This window comes from Desulfotomaculum sp. OF05-3, from assembly GCF_003435535.1.
In the GTDB taxonomy this organism is placed as follows: Bacteria; Bacillota; Clostridia; order Lachnospirales; family Lachnospiraceae; genus Pilosibacter; species Pilosibacter fragilis.
This window is the reverse complement of record NZ_QWGO01000033.1, coordinates 1-15,865: the sequence shown is the minus strand read 5'-3', so window position 1 is coordinate 15,865 and position 15,865 is coordinate 1. Positions and strand designations below refer to the sequence as shown.

Below are 15,865 nucleotides of genomic sequence, written 5' to 3'. Positions count from 1 at the left end.
CCCGACGACCCCGACGACACCTACGACCCCGACGACACCTACGACCCCGACGACACCCACGACCCCGACGACACCTACGATTCCAACGACACCCACGATTCCAACGGTCCCGACGACCCCGAAAAAGGACAGCAGCAGTTCCGGAAGCAGCGATGATACCACCAGCTATACGCTGAACTTCCATGCGAACGGTGGCGGCGGCATAAGTGCAATTGGGGGAACCTACGGTAAGACGGTCAGCCTTTCCGATTATATTCCGACCCGTGAGGGCTATGATTTTACCGGCTGGTATTCCGACCAGGCATTGACACAGAGGATCACGGAACTCAGGACGATCGGAAACAGGACGGTTTACGCCGGCTGGATAAAGAGCGATCCAGACGCAGGGACGAATCCATTTACAGATGTGTATGCGAACGATTGGTTTTATAAGGTTGTGATGTTTGTCTATGAGAAGGGATTGATGTCCGGAATCAGCGCAACGACCTTTGCACCGAACACCAATATCACCCGTGCCCAGATCGCGGTGATCTTCTACCGTATGGCGGGCAGCCCTGCCGTTGAGGGAAAGAACCACTTTACGGATGTTGAGTATGGTCCCGGCACCGTAGGGCTTTACGATGCGGTAACCTGGGCACAGCAAAACGGTATTATGGGAGACTTTGACGGCAAGAAATTTGGGCCGGATGATCCTGTTACGCGTGAACAGCTTGCATCGATCTTTTATCGCTATGCACAGGTCAAGGGTTATGATACCACGCAGAGTGGCATGGCAGCCGATAGCGATCTTCTTGATCTGAAGGGCACGGTTACCCGCGCTGAGACTGCGGAGATGCTCCATCAATTTGTAGAAAAACAGGGACTGAAACCTGTTGCTGCATCGACAGGTGCGACAGAATGGGTGAAACCGGCGAGCTGAGACGATACATCGGGCTGACTATCCGGTAAAAGGTGGAACCTGAGCACAGGCGGCTGATGACCTGTGTGTCCGGGTCAAAAAATGAATAAAAGACCTTTTGACATCGTTGATTATTTTGTGTCAAAAGGTCTTTTTACTATTTATAAAATCTATGTAGTTCATGCTGGACGTCAGTTGTAGAAAGCATATTTCTGGGCAGGATGGAATTTCTGCAAACAGTCCTAAAAAGAGATGAAAGAGCAGGGATTTATTTTATCTGCGTGAAGACAGAATATCCACGCCCCACACAAGCAGAATCAGTCCCAAAAGGATCGCTCCAGCCTTATTCCAGTCGTACTGGTTCATCGCGAAGATAAGCGGTGCGCCGATCCCGCCTGCCCCCACGAGTCCGAGAACGGACGCCTCACGGATATTGACGTCAAAGCGGTAGAGGACGGCGGAGCAGAATGCCGGGGCGATCTGCGGGAGAACGCTGTGGCAGATGGCTGGAACCGGATGGACACCCATGGCGAGGAGCGCCCGGTACGGGCCGGGATCGATGGCCTCCAGACATTCGGTGAAGCGCTTTGTGAGAAGTCCGATGCTGCAGACGGCTAACGTCAGGACACCTGTGAAGGCGCCGGGACCGGAGACCCGGATAAAGATCAGTCCGTAGATCAGGAACGGGATCGACCGGATCGCCATGATGATCAGGTTAAAGAAAAAAGCAGCCGGCGCCGGGACAAAGCGTCGTGTGTTGAGAAAGGCAAGGGGTGCGGAAAGGAAAGCACCGATGGATGTTCCGACGATAGCGATGCAGATGGTCTCAAGGAGAAGGTAGCCGAGCCCGTCTTTCTCTGTGGAGAAAAAGAAGGTCCAGTCCGGATGCGTGAGTCCGGCTGCCATACTTTTTAAGGCAGCGGCACTTGTTCTTGAAAAATCCGGCGGAGTCTGTGTCGCTAGGCAGAAGAGGAAGAGCACTGCAAAACCGAAAAGGATCATCCGTCCAGAGATACGGGTCTTTTTGGACAAGTCCTTTCTGCCTGAAAAAAGTTCTGCGATCTGTCCGCTGTGGATCACAGCTGTAAAATACCGGTTCGCGGATTCGATGACACAGACGGTGAGAAAGAGCAGCAGCAGGATCGTTCCGACCTTGTGGAATTCCCGCCAGGAGATCTTTTCGTTTAGGATCAGGCCGATCCCGCCTGCCCCTACGTATCCGAGGATAGAGCTGTGCCGCACATTCGTTTCAAAGAGGTACAGGGCGTTTGTCAGAAACGCGGGCAAAATCTCCGGCAGGACGGCATGGATAAATGCCGGGAAACGGGCGCAGCCCATAGAGATAAGGGCCTGATAGGGGGCTGTGTCCGTATGTTCCGCATCCTCGTAGGTGAGCTTCGTCATGATCGCAAAGGTGTAGAGCGTGATCGAGAAGGTTCCAGCAAAGGTTCCGAGTCCGAAGAGAAAGGTCGCGGCGAGCGCCAGGATCAGCGCCGGAAAAGACCGGAGTACCTGGATCAGGAGACGCAGCAAATGCCTTGCCCAGGATGGAAACTGCAGGGGCACAGCGCCGAAAGGGGAAATGATCAGTGCCAGAGCGGATCCTGTCACGGTGCCTGTCACAGACATCTGGACTGTGTAAAAGAGAGGCAGCAGGATCTTCGGAAAAAAGGAGAGATCCGGCCGCATCATGTCGGCCGCCAGATCTGAAAGATGGGAGCTCCTTGAAATAAAAAGAGCCGGATCACATCCGGTGAAGGAAGCGGCGGCGTAAAAGCAGAGAAGGAAGAGGAACCAGCCGGCAGGTTTTATATATTTTTTTCGATTTCTGTACATGGATTGCTTCCTCCTCTGAAACATGTATACTGAGTCTAAAATTATCTTTTGATCTGATTTTTATATACATATAAAATATTCAAGTCGAACGTCCGTGAGACTTGGCGCGTGATTCTGGTCAGCAAAGCTGACATATTCCATACAGAATCACTGCGCATCCTCACGGGGCGTTTATCTCAGTCGGAGACCTAACTCCCATTGAGACAAATTTGCTATTACTCACCACCTAAAGAGGTGGGAGTCTTCTCGACTGAGATAAACTTATAATGAGGTAAATAGTATATACACTTACTCGTGATAAATCGTTCTTAATATATTCTCATTCATTTCGCCCGGTTTTCCATCAAAAACCACATTTCCGTCCTTCAGCCCGATGATTCGGTCGGAAAACTCCTGAGAAAATTCAAGGTTATGGCTGTTCATAAGAATCGTGACGCCATCCTTTTCCTGAATCTCCTTTAAAAGTGTCAGGATCTGCCGCCCGGTGACCGGATCCAAGGAGGCGGCGGGCTCATCAGCCAGCAGGATTTTTGGATGACGCATGAGGGCTCTCGCGATGGCGGCGCGCTGTTTCTGACCACCGGAGAGATTTTTTACCGGTTCTTCTGATTTTTCCAAGAGTCCCACGCGGTCAAGAAATTTCAGTGCTTCTGCCCGGCGCTTTTTTCCGTAGATTCCGAACACAGCGGGGAAAAATCCCATATCCGGTAGACAGGCAGTGAGCACATTTGCAAGGCAGGTGGAATTTTCCACGAGATAGAAATCCTGATAGATGGTGCCGATGGATCTCTTTACATTCTTCCTGGCAGTTCCGGACATGGACGATATGTCGCTGCCATCAAAAAGGACAGCCCCGTCCCCCGGCGTCTCCATGCCGTTTAAGATCCGGAACAGGGTGGTTTTTCCAGCTCCGGACGGACCGATCACGGAGACGAACTCGCCCTGAGGGATGGTAAAGGTTACATGGTCCAGGGCGCGTGTCCCGTTTTTAAATTGTTTTCCAATGTTCTGAAGAACGATTTCCATGAAGATACCTGCCTTACAAATAATGAATCAGTAAAAATTGGAACCTGTTTAGTTCATAGCTTTCAGCATTTCCTGTGCAGCACGCTCGCCGTCATAGTTCGCGTCATCGCCCCACTCGTAGCCGACCTGACTGAAGACTTTGATGATGTCTTTGCCTTCATCGGTTCCTGCGATCTCGATGAAGGAATCGCCGAGAGCCTGACGGAAGTCAGCGTCCTGCATAAGGTCGGAAGTTTTGCTGTATGCGATCATATCATTGTAGATTCCCTCTGTGACGCCGATGATGCCTGTCTGCTTTACCATATCATCAGTGCCGCCGAATTTCTCTTTCCAGTCCGGCGCATATTTTGTGCGGATATGGCCATAGGAGACCATGAGGTCTGCCTGTCCGGAGGCGAGGCGGGCAAGGGATGTGGTGTAGGAATCGGACTGGACTGCATTCGCGAGGTCAGCGATGGTTTTTCCATAGTGCTCGTTTAACCATAAGGACGGATAAATGTAGCCGGACGCGGAGGTCGGTCCCATGACTGCCCAGGTGGCGCTGTTTAAGTCATCCCAGGTAAGTTCCTCGCCGTTGTTGACTTTTGCTAAGAGCTCCTGACCTTTTTCACTTGGTCCCGCGAGAATGATGGAGCGGTAATATGTGCTCATTTTGTCTGTGTTTTCCTCGATGGTGCCGTCGTTCCATTCCTTCGGATCCTCGGAGTCCTTGTTGATGGCGTAGCGGAGAGCCGTGAGGAGAACGTCGCAGTCATCGGAGAACAGGACATAGTTTCCTCCGGAGATGAAGCCGATATCGGCGCTTCCAGCGCTCAATGCCTCGCCGACAGCGGTGTAGCTTGTTCCGACGGTCATGTCGATGTCTTTGACATCGTAGCCTTTTTTAAGCAGTGTCTCTTTTAAAAGGTTTTCTAACGGCTCTGTGGCAGTGGTGATCGTATCTGCATCTGCGTATGGGGAGAAGGCGATCTTTAAGGAATCGATGGATTTTGTCTCTGCGGAAGCGGCTGCTTCAGAAGTGCTTTCCGCAGAAGCGGCAGATGTGGTCTCCCCTGTGGAAGCAGCCGGTGCGTCCGTTTTGGAAGAACATCCTGCAGTGAGTCCGAGGCAGAGCGCCAGGGAGAGAGCTGGTACAACAAATTTTCTCATAATAATACCTCCATAGCCCGTCAGGGCAGAATATATTTTCTGCTGAAAGAATGGGACACCGGGAAATACGGTGAAATAGTTTCAATATCCGCCAATGGTCAAGACGCTGTGGGAGCGTGAGTGTTCCGAATAAAATGAAATAGAACGCGTTCAGCTGCCATGGATCCTGAAGATACAGGCGGATAAAGAAAAAGGCATGCCTTCTGCAGCATGCCGTAAAAATGACTTTCAGGCAGAATGCTGACAAGCCGCGGACATGGATCCGCAGCATGGGACGGTCGATCCTTTCTGGGATCCTCTCAGCCCGGAACACGGACTCCCTCGCAATCTGGTCTTCGTCATCAAGTAATTGAATTGACCGCAGCACCAGGGCGCTCCCCCTCATGCTGCATTCCGTTAACCGATTTGGATTGTAGCACAGGAGATGGAAAAAGGCAAGAGAGGAAATTTCTGAAAGGCCGCCGGGAAAAAGCGATGGGCGGGGAACACAAGGCTGTAAGCAGGCTGCACGGAATATATGAAAAATATCGATGGATCCATGCGAAATTCGCAGTCTTGAAAGCATGTACGAAAGCATGTACGAAACCGGGTGCAAACTTGACTTTTCCGCGCGGAAAGTATATAGTAAGTCTTGTCAGAAAAAAGAAAATAAACAGACCGGGGAGCCTGACGGATCAGGCTGAGAGTTGGCTGCATCGCCAAGACCCGTATACCTGATTTGGATCATGCCAACGTAGGAAGCTGCTGAAGAGAAAGAGTAGAAGTGGAGATACCTGCGGGTGTCTCCTTTTTTTACGCGAACAACGAGCCAAAGTCCGCGCTTGCGCGAGACCTTGGCGACTGTCGCGATAACAAGGGGAAACTCGCGAAGCGTGTTTTCACTTGTTATAACAGGAATTCCGGGGAATTCCCTATTACACAAAAGGTACTGACGTGCCAATGCTGTGCACTCGTGCGAAGATGTAGATCGTCGCAAGCGGCCGCGCGAGGAGCGGGAATGTGCGAGGCGCGTTTCATGTATTGTAGGAGGTAGAAGATATGAACTGCAGACCGGAAGATATGCTGCTTTACGCGGTGACAGACCGCGCGTGGTTAAATGGTGAGACTCTGGAGAGCCAGGTGGAAAAGGCTTTAAAGGGAGGAGCAACATTCGTTCAGCTGAGGGAAAAAGAGCTGGATGAGGAACTGTTTTTAGAAGAGGCGAAGAAGATCAAAAAGCTCTGTGCCGAATATCATGTTCCCTTTGTGATCAACGACAACGTGGATATCGCTCTTAAGATAGACGCGGACGGCGTTCATGTGGGACAGAGCGATATGGAAACTGGAAAAGTGAGGGAAAAGCTGGGACCGGATAAGATCATCGGTGTTTCCTGTAAGACGGTGGAACAGGCGCTTCTTGCGAAAAAGCACGGGGCAGATTACCTCGGCGTCGGAGCAATGTATCCGACAGGAACAAAAAAGGACGCCACAGCGGTGACACCGGAGGTACTCTCTGAGATCTGTCAGGCGGTGGATATTCCGGTGGTAGCCATCGGCGGAATCAATAAGAACCGCCTGGAGCCCCTTAAGGGAACCGGCGTGGACGGCGTTGCGGTCGTCAGCGCGATCTTTGCGGCGGAGGATATTGAGAAGGCGACACGAGAACTGAAAGAGGCGGTAAGAGAAATCTTATAATATAATTTTTTAAACACTACATTCAAACAAGCCAATAAGCCAGAAGAAAAATACTACTTGCCTGAAAATATGAATGTTAAATTCACAGAGCAGCAATTTTCCCTCTGGGTTTTGGAATAGATCAAGCGGAAATATACTTCCGCGGCGGCACATTGGGGGCACCACCTTGCGTCGCCTAATAAAAAGTTATTGATGCCTGAAAGGAGTTTTTTATGATGAAGACAGCATTAACGATCGCTGGAAGTGATTCCAGCGGAGGCGCCGGCATCCAGGCCGATTTAAAGACGATGATCGCAAACGGAGTATACGGAATGAGCGCGATCACAGCACTGACGGCCCAGAACACGACCGGCGTCCAGGGGATTTTCGAGGTAACACCGGAATTCCTGGAACAGGAGATCGACAGCGTATTTACGGACATCCGTCCGGACGCGGTAAAGATCGGCATGGTTTCTTCTGCGGGACTTATCAGGTCCATCGCAAAGAAGCTTCATGAGTACAAAGCAGAAAATATCGTTGTGGACCCGGTCATGGTGGCGACAAGCGGATCAAAGCTGATCAGCGACGATGCCATCGGCACATTAAAAGAGTGTCTGTTTCCGTTAGCGGCGGTCCTGACCCCGAATATCCCGGAGACAGAAGTTTTATCAGGAATGGAAGTAAAGTCCGCCGAGGACATGATCGCGGCGGCAAAACTGATCAGTGAGACATATCACTGTGCGGTTCTCTGCAAAGGCGGTCATCAGTTAAATGATGCCAACGATCTCTTATACCGGGACGGCGGTTACCGCTGGTTCAACGGAAAGCGGATCGACAACCCGAACACCCACGGGACCGGCTGCACCTTATCGAGTGCCATCGCCTCCAACCTTGCAAAAGGCTATGACCTCGACACCGCAGTGGAGCGCGCGAAAGCGTACATTTCCGGTGCGCTTGCAGCCATGCTGGACCTTGGACACGGATCCGGCCCGATGGACCATGGATTTGATTTCCGCGGAAAAGGATTTGCGGAGGAATATGTATGACGATGACAGAACGCCTTCTTGAGGCGACAAAAGAGATATGGGCAGGCTACAATGAAAAGCCATTCGTAAAAGGAATCGCGGACGGCAGCCTGGACCACGAAAAATTTAAATATTATATGATACAGGATTATCTGTATCTTCTTGACTATACAAAGGTATTTTCCATCGGCACGGCGAAGGCGAAAAACCTCGACGCTATGCGCCTGTTCGCGGGTTATACCCATTCGATCCTGGACGGTGAGATGGATATCCACCGCGCGTACATGACGAGACTTGGAATCGCGAAGGAGGAGGCGGAGCAGACACCGGTCGCTCTTGATAATCTGTCCTACACCTCCTATATGCTTCGTGTCGCTTACGAGGAAGGAGAGGCGGAGGTCATGGCGGCGATCCTTTCCTGCGCATTAAGCTATGAGTTTATCGCGAAGAAGATCCTTGCGGAGTATCCGGCTGCAGATAAGCATGAGTTCTATGGGGAATGGGTCAGCGGATATGCGTCCGATTCCTACCACGAGGACAATGAGGTGCTGGCTGATCTGATGAACCGCCTGGCGGAGGACTATTCCGAGAAGCGGAAACAGCATCTTGTAGAGATCTTTACAGCATGCTCCCGCTATGAGGCGGCATTCTGGGATATGGCATGGGAAATGAGGCAGTAGGATGCTGAAATTTGACAATGTAAGCTTTCAATATGATGTGGAAGATTTCTCCATCATTGACCACCTTTCCTTCGATGTACAGGACGGGGAATTCGTGTCCGTCATCGGCGCTTCCGGCTGTGGTAAGAGTACGATCTTCCGGCTTGTGAACAAGCTCCTTCTGCCGGCTTCCGGCGAGATCCTGGTGGACGGCGAGTCCATTGAGAAGAAGAGAAACTACTGTGGATACATGCCGCAGCAGGATCTTTTATTTCCATGGCGGACCGTGAGGGAGAATCTCCTGCTGCCGATGGAGATCCGGGGCGGATATTCGAAAACGGAGATGAGAGAAAAAGCGGACGCGGCACTGGAATCGGTTGGTCTTAAGGACTGGGGTGATAAGACGCCGAAGGAACTTTCCGGCGGCATGCGCCAGAGAGCGGCGTTTGCGAGAACGGTGCTCACGGGTTCCGACCTTCTGCTTCTCGATGAGCCATTTTCAGCCCTCGATTACCTGACAAGGATCTCCATGCGGGAATGGCTTTTAGAGCAGTGGGAGAGGGAGAAAAAGACAGTCCTTTTTATCACACACGATGTGGAGGAAGCGGTCTTTTTGTCCAGCCGGATCCTGGTCGTAGAGGAATCACCGATCACCCACCTGCGGTCCATTGATGTCCCGGCAGAATATCCGAGATCCAGGGACGAGCTTCGGAAACCGGAGATCCTGTCCCTGAAGGAGGAGCTGATCGGTATGCTGAGGAAGGAGACGTCATGAGTAAGAAGATGAAGAAGGATCATGCGCGGGTTCCTTCCGGGGCTTCGCGCGGACAGACCCATAATTTTCTGAGTACAAACCTTCCGGCGGCGATTCTGGTGGCAGCTCTGCTGATCTTCTGGCAGGCGGCGGCTATGGGAATCGACGCGGCGTATATCCTGCCGTCACCGACCCAGGTGGTGGTACGGCTCTGGGAGCTTAGAGGTCCGTTATTTAAGGCACACCTTCCGGCAACGATGTCGGTGGTGGGGATCGGACTTCTGATCTCCATTATTCTTGGCCTTGGTCTGGCCGTTCTGATGGATGCCAGCGAGACAGCGGAAAAGGCACTTTATCCGCTTATCATCGCGTCCCAGACGATCCCGACGACAGCTCTGGCACCGCTTTTTGTACTCTGGTTCGGATATACGATCTGGAGCAAGGTGCTTGTGACGGTGCTGATCACATTTTTCCCGATCACGATCACGGTATTCGACGGATTTAAGTCGGTGAAGACGGAGATGGAAGAGCTTTTGTTTACCTTTGGCGCGGATAAACGCCAGATTTTTATGAAGTTAAAGGTTCCGGCTGTCCTGCCCTGCTTTTTCTCGGCGATCAAGATGGCAGTCCCGTTATCGATCATCGGAGCGGCCATCGGTGAATGGCTGGGAGCGCAGAGCGGACTTGGATACTTCAGCAGGAGGATGATGACACAGCTTGATGGAGCCGGAGTGTTCGCACCGATCTTATTGTTATCGGTGGCAGCGATGGCGGCTGTCTGGGTAGTCACACTGCTTGAAAAACGGATCATTCACTGGAGAAATGAGTAGAAAATGACAGAAGTTGTCTTTCGGTCTGGAAAGCGGAAGTTCAAGCTCCTGGCAGAATTTTGCGATTATATGGAAATGAGTTGGGCAGAATCAGTATCTATGGAATGCATAACATGAAATTCTGGCCGACCAGTGAAAGAACTGGACAAATTATTTTGATAACGAAAGGAAATGACATGAAAAAAGGAATGAGAATCGCTGCAGCGGTGATGGCTGCGGCTTTCAGTATGACAGTACTTGCAGGTTGCGGTAAGAGTGAGACAAAGACAGCGGAGACGACGGCAGCGGCAGCCGCTTCAGCGGAAAACAGCAGCGCGGCAGAGACAGCGGCTGCTTCTGATGAGAAAAAGGATCTCCGTGAGGTCAATGTGGTATTGGACTGGTATCCGAACGCGATCCACACCTTTATCTACACCGCCATCGAGCGCGGATATTATGCGGAAGAAGGACTTGATGTGAAGGTCCGCTTCCCGGCGAACGCAAATGATGCGCTGGCACTTGTCGCTGCCGGCAAGGCGGAGATCGGAATGTATTATCAGCAGGATGTGATCCAGGCGGTTGCAAATCAGGGAACGAAGATCAAGTCCATCGGCGCAATCGTGCAGTCTCCGTTGAGCATTGTACTTTCTTTAAAGGATAAGAATATTACAAGCCCGTCCGATCTTGTCGGAAAGACAGTTGGATACGGCGGAACAGCTCTCAGTGAGTCCATTGTAAAGACCATGATGGAGTATGTGGGCGCGGACGCGTCAGATGTAAATCTGATCGACGTTGGATTTGACCTGATGAGCTCCATGACTACAGGCAACGTGGATGCCACCATCGGCTGTCTTGTGAACCATGAGGTTCCGCAGCTGGAGGAAGAGGGCTTTGACGTCAACTATTTCATGGCAAACGGGTATGGCATTCCGAATTATTATGAGGAAGTGTTCCTCGCAAACAATGAGATGATCGAGAAGGAACCGGAGGTCTTAAAGGGTTTCCTTCGAGCTTCCGCAAAGGGCTTCGAGGATTTCAAGAATGATCCGGACGGCTGTCTCGCGATCCTCATGAATAACCAGAATGAGGAGGATTTCCCGCTGACGCAGAGCGTAGAGGAGAAATCCTGTGAGACGCTGCTGCCGCTTATGGAGACGAAGGATGTTCCGTTCCTGACACAGACGGAGGAGTGCTGGCAGGAGAACATCGACTGGATGCTTGAGAGTGGACTGATCGATCAGAAGGTTGAGGTTTCTGATGTGATGGTGGACCTCGGGGAGTAGGTTCCTTGGGGAAATTTTATAGGAATTGAGAAATACCGGGATGGCGGGGAGACTGCTGTTCCGGTATTTTTGTTGGTTTGAGTCAGGAAAAGAGAGGTTGAGTCAACTTGGCGGAAGTACGCGCAGGTCAGCTTCCGGCTCCTGGTGCTGTCGATTTCCAGGCGGTTCCTCTATGCTTGCAGAAAAATGCTAAGGGCGGAGAAAATGGGACGCAACTCGCTTCGCTCAGACAAGCGCCCCATTTCCTCCAACGCATTTTCCTGCGAGCCAAGAGGAAGCCAGGCCTGTAAATCAGGCACCCGGTTCCGGAGGCTGACCTGCGCTGGGGATTGAAGATTTAAGTATAGATCTGGATGATGTATATAGTTGTTACTGTGGAAAAGAACGCTTGTTCATATGAACGATATGTATTATAATTGAGGTTAGATAACGTTTTTTCGAAGAAAAAAGAGATGTCTGGATGGAGGAAAACTGTACTGTTTCGGTTTTTGAAAATCAGTCATCGCGTCCAGAGGCAGTCCTGTGCTGGATATTGACGAGATTAAATGGGAGGAAGGTTATGGCGGAACAGATGAAGAAGGAGAGGGCAAGGCGGCTGTTTTTGATCGCTTTCGTCCTGTTTACGTTTGCGAACGGATTTGGCGGCAGTATTATCTCGAATTATTTTAAGGGCGTGTATCAGGTGGACTCGGTGCAGAGGGGGCTTTTGGAGATCCCGAGGGAGCTGCCGGGAGTTGTGGGAGTGTTTGTGATCACGGCGCTGTCGGGATGTGGAAATCTGACGTTGGCGATGATCAGTTTCTGCCTGTATGCGGTGGGAATGTTTGTCCTTGGTCTTTTATCTCCGGGATATCTCTTAATGCAGCTGTTTGTGTTTACCTATTCTCTCGGGGATCATATTGTCATGCCGGTCCGGGATGCGATCGCGATGGATCTCGCGGATGAGGGGAAGACGGGAACATTTCTCGGAAAATACCGGGGATATGCGACGATGGGGTCCATGGCGGCATCATTGCTTGTATTTATCGGGTTCCGGTACGGGGCGTTCTGGTTCCGGGCGGACAGATCGATCGTTCCGTCGTTCTGCGTGTCACTTGTAGTCGTTGCGGCGGCGTTATTCTTCCTGTGGAGACTGAGAAGAGAGGTTCCGGCCCTTGATGTGCGGAAGCATGATGAGAAGAAAAAAGGACTGCCGCTTAAGAAGAAATACATTCCTTATTATATCGTTACAGGGGTTTATGGTTTCCAGAAACGGATGCGTCTGGTGTTTGCACCGTGGATCATTATCGAGCTCCTTGCGATGGGGGCAGATACGGTGGCGCTTCTTGGAATCGTGGCGCATTTTGGCAGCAGTATGTTTGCTCCGCAGATCGGAAAATTTCTCGATCGGTATGGTGTGAAAAAGGGACTTGTTCTGGAGAGTGTGACGATCGGGGCGATCTTTCTGTATGCAGCCTGGGCGGTCCATGGGATCACGTCAGGTGTGTTTACGGGGAGAGTGGAGCAGATCTTTGCGTTCACGGCATATATTTTTATTATGATCGCAGATCATTTTAACGCGGTTCATGTGATGTTAATGAAAAAACTCAGCGACTCTCCGGCGGACGTGATGGAGAACCTGTCGTTTGGGCTCAGTGTGGATCATGTGCTGGCCGTGACGGTCTCCGGGCTTTTAGGAGCTGTCTGGAAGTTTGTCGGTCCGGAGTGGGTGTTTGTACTGGGAGCTGCGGTCTGTCTGGTGCATTTCGGGGTGGCTGTATGGCTTGGAAAGAGAGCATGATAAAGAAGATGCAGCATGACTGGCGAATACGATAAATGAAGGAGGCACAGAATATGATCTTTATATCGCACTATGATTCACCGCTTGGAATGATCTATATGGCAGCAGATAAAGATGGATTAAAGGGAGTCTGGTTTGAGGGGCAGAAGTATTTTGCTTCCGGGTTAAAAGAGAACGAGACAGAGGAGAAGGAAACACCTGTTTTGAAGCAGACGAGAGAGTGGCTGGATCTTTATTTCGCAGGAAAAGATCCGAAGTTTCTTCCGTCGCTGGCACCGGAAGGATCAGAATTCCGGAAAGAGGTCTGGAAGATCCTGCTTACGATCCCGTACGGGAAGACGATGACTTACGGAGAAATCGGCAGAAAAGTTGCTGAGATGACAGGAAAAAAGCACATGTCAGCCCAGGCCGTCGGAGGCGCAGTCGGCCACAATCCGATCTCAATCCTGATTCCATGCCACCGGGTGGTCGGAACGAACGGGAGTCTCACGGGGTATGCGGGCGGAATTGAGAAGAAGATCGGGCTTTTGAAACTGGAACAGACGGACATGTCCGGGATGTTTGTGCCTAAGAAAGGAACAGCGCTGTAGTGTTGAGAAGTGCTGGATGTTCACGTGTATGGTTTCGTCTTTTGAGCTGTGAGCAAAATATACAGTTACTGTTTGCGCAAGGCGCGAACAGTAACATACGAAATGACGGGTGTAGTGTAGAAATGTGAAAATTTTGCATTACACCTGTTTTTTATGATATTATGGTAGCGGAAGAATTTAGATTGCGTTGAGGTGCGGCATGAAGATACAGAAAAAATGGCTCTATATACTGCTGACTGCAGCAGGTGTGTTCGGTGTGGTCACAATTCTCTTTTTTTCAGGTGAAAAATGGCTGCGTGATGGCTGGTATTATATCCCTGACAGGGCGATCGCCATTGCACTTGGGCTCTGCGTGTTCTGGCAGATCGTGCTGACAGCGGGGACATTTTTTTTGATGGCATGGATCAGAAAGAAATTCGACGGCTGGATGAGAAGGATTATCAGGATACCGGTGATCGTGGCGGCGGTTTTTCTGTTCCTGTTTTTTGCATGGAACTGGTTTCTTTACAGTCTTGGATTTGAGCAGAAAGTGGAACAGTATGATGAACACATTGCCCTGTATGTAACGAATACATTTGTGAGAACGAGATTTCGGTATCCGCATTATATGTATGAGGAAAACTGGCTGTTTATGAGGAGTCTGAGTGATGAAGAACAGCAGGAAGCTGTTTTAAAATACGGAGATCCGGATGATTATTACAGGGAATATCATTAACGGCAGACGCAGATATGCGCCGGAAGAAAAGCTGCAGTTGGAGAGTTATGTGATTCAGAAAGGAAAATAAACGATGCGATATTTAAAACCACACTTTTACGATAAATTTGCCTGTACGGCCGGAGACTGCCCGGATACCTGCTGTGCGGGATGGCAGATCATGATCGATGATGCTTCTCTGGAGAAGTATAAAAACGTGCAGGGGGAGTTTGGAAAACGCCTGCATGGGTTGGTCAACTGGGAAGAGGAGTGCTTCTGTCAGAATGAACGGCGGTGCGCATTTTTGAATGATGAGAATCTGTGTGATCTCTATAAGGCACTGGGACCGGACGCGCTCTGCGATACCTGCCTCCTTTATCCGAGACACACGGAGGAATTTGAGGGACTCAGGGAATTATCCCTGTCCCTTTCCTGCCCGGAGGCGGCGAAGATCATTCTTTCCTGTAAGGAGCCGGTCCGGTTCCTTGAGGAGGAGACGGACGAGGAGGATGATTTTGACGAGTTTGATTTTATGATGTTTTCGAGGCTGGAAGACACCAGAGATGTTCTCTTCTCTGTTTTACAGGATCGAAATCTGCCGCTGACACTGCGTATGGCAGCGTGCGAGCAGCTGGCGGAGAGATACCAGATCTGTATGGAGGAAGGAAGAGAGTTTGAGATCGATGATCTGCTTCAGGAATGCGAACGCCATCACAGGGAGGGAACCTTGCGGGAGTTTATATCGGAAAGTCTCTCAGAAAAGGGCGTGGATGCGGCATCTTTTCATCAGTGGGAGTGGCAGAAGGAAGAACTTCAGGTGCTTTATGGCCTGGAACGTCTGCGCCCGGAGTGGGATCAGGTGCTTGACGGGGCGGAAAAGTGGCTGTATCAGGGAAGCAAAGAGGAATATTTTAAGATCTGTGAGGAATTTCACCGGATGTATGGGGCGCTGAGCAGCCATAAGGAAGAGTGGGAAAATCTGGGCGAGCAGCTTTTGATGTTCTTTGTGTATACATATTTCTGCGGAGCCGTCTATGACGATATGGTCTGTTCCAAACTGGAGCTGGCGCTGTTCTCTGTCCGGTGGATTCAGGAATTTTTGATCGTCCGTTGGATGGAAAATGGAAAAAAACTGTCCATGCAGGATGTGGAGGAACTCTCCTGGCGGTACGCGAGGGAGATCGAGCACTCCGATGATAACCTGAATGCGCTGGAGGACTGGCTGTTTGGGATGTATGCGCCGGAAGGATGTATGTTGGAGGATGAATAGAGATGATTTCATCCGGTCTTTTCGTGTGATCGGAGCCGGACATATCGCTGCATTTTGATCTGGTTCTGAATGATTTTGTTTTTGGGGGATTTCAATATTAAGGAAACGAGTTTGCTTTCTTTATACATTTTTTGCAAGAGGTACGCGCCAATGAGTCTCCGGGCGCAGACGCTTAGTGGGATTCCGGAAGGGTTCCTCTAAGCTTGCAGAAAAATGCTAAGGACGGAGAACAGGGAACACAACTCGCTGACGCTCAGACAAGTGTTCCCTGTCTTCCAACGCATTTTCCTGCGAGCCAAGAGGAAGCCAGCTCCCGGGATCCAGGCGCGCCTGTGCCCGGAGACTCATCGGCGCTGGGAATTGACTGAGCTGAAAGCGAGGGGTTATTCTCTTAATTCAGGCAGTAAATTAACCTATTGTGCTATTTCAAATAAAACGT

At 50.7% G+C, this 15,865-nt stretch carries 14 protein-coding genes and 1 riboswitch; of the genes, 11 read left to right on the top strand and 3 right to left on the bottom strand.

All coding sequences use genetic code 11. The annotated features are described in order from the left end of the window. On the top strand, positions 1 to 919 hold a 919-nt coding region (locus tag DXA87_RS14470; RefSeq protein ID WP_199537937.1), incomplete at its 5' end, for an S-layer homology domain-containing protein. 252 nt (positions 920 to 1,171) lie between these two features. On the opposite strand, the gene phnE is transcribed toward DXA87_RS14470, so the two are convergent. From phnE to DXA87_RS14455, 3 genes are all read right to left on the bottom strand, one after another. Continuing rightward, positions 1,172 to 2,734 (bottom strand): phosphonate ABC transporter, permease protein PhnE, encoded by a 1,563-nt coding sequence (gene phnE / locus DXA87_RS14465; protein WP_158553085.1) that lies wholly within the window; start codon positions 2,732 to 2,734, stop codon positions 1,172 to 1,174. A 288-nt stretch (positions 2,735 to 3,022) separates the two neighbouring features. Then, positions 3,023 to 3,760 carry a phosphonate ABC transporter ATP-binding protein gene (phnC, locus tag DXA87_RS14460; RefSeq protein WP_117505099.1) on the bottom strand — a complete coding sequence of 246 codons (738 nt, stop codon included), beginning with the start codon at positions 3,758 to 3,760 and terminating at the stop codon, positions 3,023 to 3,025. A gap of 48 nt (positions 3,761 to 3,808) precedes the next feature. Continuing rightward, positions 3,809 to 4,909, bottom strand: coding sequence for a PhnD/SsuA/transferrin family substrate-binding protein (locus tag DXA87_RS14455; RefSeq protein ID WP_117505097.1), 1,101 nt, complete (start codon positions 4,907 to 4,909; stop codon positions 3,809 to 3,811). A 648-nt stretch (positions 4,910 to 5,557) separates the two neighbouring features. Further along, positions 5,558 to 5,665: riboswitch (TPP riboswitch) on the top strand. A 282-nt stretch (positions 5,666 to 5,947) separates the two neighbouring features. On the opposite strand from DXA87_RS14455, the gene thiE reads away from it, so the two are divergent. From thiE to fliB, 10 genes are all read left to right on the top strand, one after another. Continuing rightward, positions 5,948 to 6,583, top strand: a complete 636-nt coding sequence (thiE, locus tag DXA87_RS14450) for a thiamine phosphate synthase (protein ID WP_117505094.1) — start codon at positions 5,948 to 5,950, stop codon at positions 6,581 to 6,583. A gap of 215 nt (positions 6,584 to 6,798) precedes the next feature. After that, a complete protein-coding gene (thiD, locus tag DXA87_RS14445; protein ID WP_117505092.1) occupies positions 6,799 to 7,608 on the top strand; it encodes a bifunctional hydroxymethylpyrimidine kinase/phosphomethylpyrimidine kinase in 810 nt (269 codons plus the stop codon). After that, a complete protein-coding gene (tenA, locus tag DXA87_RS14440; protein WP_117505090.1) occupies positions 7,605 to 8,267 on the top strand; it encodes a thiaminase II in 663 nt (220 codons plus the stop codon). Before thiD ends, tenA begins: the two co-directional genes overlap by 4 nt. Before the next feature lies 1 nt (position 8,268). Continuing rightward, positions 8,269 to 9,021, top strand: a complete 753-nt coding sequence (locus DXA87_RS14435; RefSeq protein WP_117471241.1) for an ABC transporter ATP-binding protein — start codon at positions 8,269 to 8,271, stop codon at positions 9,019 to 9,021. A gap of 68 nt (positions 9,022 to 9,089) precedes the next feature. Beyond that, positions 9,090 to 9,830, top strand: a complete 741-nt coding sequence (locus DXA87_RS14430; RefSeq protein ID WP_117485407.1) for an ABC transporter permease — start codon at positions 9,090 to 9,092, stop codon at positions 9,828 to 9,830. A gap of 176 nt (positions 9,831 to 10,006) precedes the next feature. Further along, on the top strand, positions 10,007 to 11,092 hold the full coding sequence (locus tag DXA87_RS14425; RefSeq protein WP_242998104.1) for an ABC transporter substrate-binding protein: 1,086 nt from the start codon (positions 10,007 to 10,009) through the stop codon (positions 11,090 to 11,092). A 559-nt stretch (positions 11,093 to 11,651) separates the two neighbouring features. Beyond that, positions 11,652 to 12,872 carry a hypothetical protein gene (locus tag DXA87_RS14415; RefSeq protein WP_117505087.1) on the top strand — a complete coding sequence of 407 codons (1,221 nt, stop codon included), beginning with the start codon at positions 11,652 to 11,654 and terminating at the stop codon, positions 12,870 to 12,872. Between the two features lie 53 nt (positions 12,873 to 12,925). Continuing rightward, entirely contained in the window at positions 12,926 to 13,462 is a 537-nt protein-coding gene (locus DXA87_RS14410; RefSeq protein WP_117505085.1) for a methylated-DNA--[protein]-cysteine S-methyltransferase, read from the top strand. 199 nt (positions 13,463 to 13,661) lie between these two features. Further along, the gene (locus DXA87_RS14405) at positions 13,662 to 14,177 is read left to right on the top strand and encodes a hypothetical protein (RefSeq protein WP_117505083.1); all 516 of its coding nucleotides are present in this window, start codon (positions 13,662 to 13,664) and stop codon (positions 14,175 to 14,177) included. A gap of 73 nt (positions 14,178 to 14,250) precedes the next feature. Further along, positions 14,251 to 15,426, top strand: coding sequence for a flagellin lysine-N-methylase (gene fliB, locus DXA87_RS14400; RefSeq protein WP_117505081.1), 1,176 nt, complete (start codon positions 14,251 to 14,253; stop codon positions 15,424 to 15,426). The last annotated feature ends 439 nt before the right edge of the window (positions 15,427 to 15,865 follow it).

Bases quoted from the DNA above. Each gene is read 5' to 3' on its own strand.
- DXA87_RS14425 (WP_242998104.1), top strand. From the start codon at position 10,007: ATGAAAAAAGGAATGAGAATCGCTGCAGCGGTGATGGCTGCGGCTTTC.
- DXA87_RS14415 (WP_117505087.1), top strand. From the start codon at position 11,652: ATGGCGGAACAGATGAAGAAGGAGAGGGCAAGGCGGCTGTTTTTGATC.
- tenA (WP_117505090.1), top strand. From the start codon at position 7,605: ATGACGATGACAGAACGCCTTCTTGAGGCGACAAAAGAGATATGGGCA.
- phnE (WP_158553085.1), bottom strand. From the start codon at position 2,734: ATGTACAGAAATCGAAAAAAATATATAAAACCTGCCGGCTGGTTCCTC.
- thiE (WP_117505094.1), top strand. From the start codon at position 5,948: ATGAACTGCAGACCGGAAGATATGCTGCTTTACGCGGTGACAGACCGC.
- DXA87_RS14405 (WP_117505083.1), top strand. From the start codon at position 13,662: ATGAAGATACAGAAAAAATGGCTCTATATACTGCTGACTGCAGCAGGT.
- DXA87_RS14410 (WP_117505085.1), top strand. From the start codon at position 12,926: ATGATCTTTATATCGCACTATGATTCACCGCTTGGAATGATCTATATG.
- DXA87_RS14455 (WP_117505097.1), bottom strand. From the start codon at position 4,909: ATGAGAAAATTTGTTGTACCAGCTCTCTCCCTGGCGCTCTGCCTCGGA.
- DXA87_RS14435 (WP_117471241.1), top strand. From the start codon at position 8,269: ATGCTGAAATTTGACAATGTAAGCTTTCAATATGATGTGGAAGATTTC.
- fliB (WP_117505081.1), top strand. From the start codon at position 14,251: ATGCGATATTTAAAACCACACTTTTACGATAAATTTGCCTGTACGGCC.
- phnC (WP_117505099.1), bottom strand. From the start codon at position 3,760: ATGGAAATCGTTCTTCAGAACATTGGAAAACAATTTAAAAACGGGACA.
- thiD (WP_117505092.1), top strand. From the start codon at position 6,799: ATGAAGACAGCATTAACGATCGCTGGAAGTGATTCCAGCGGAGGCGCC.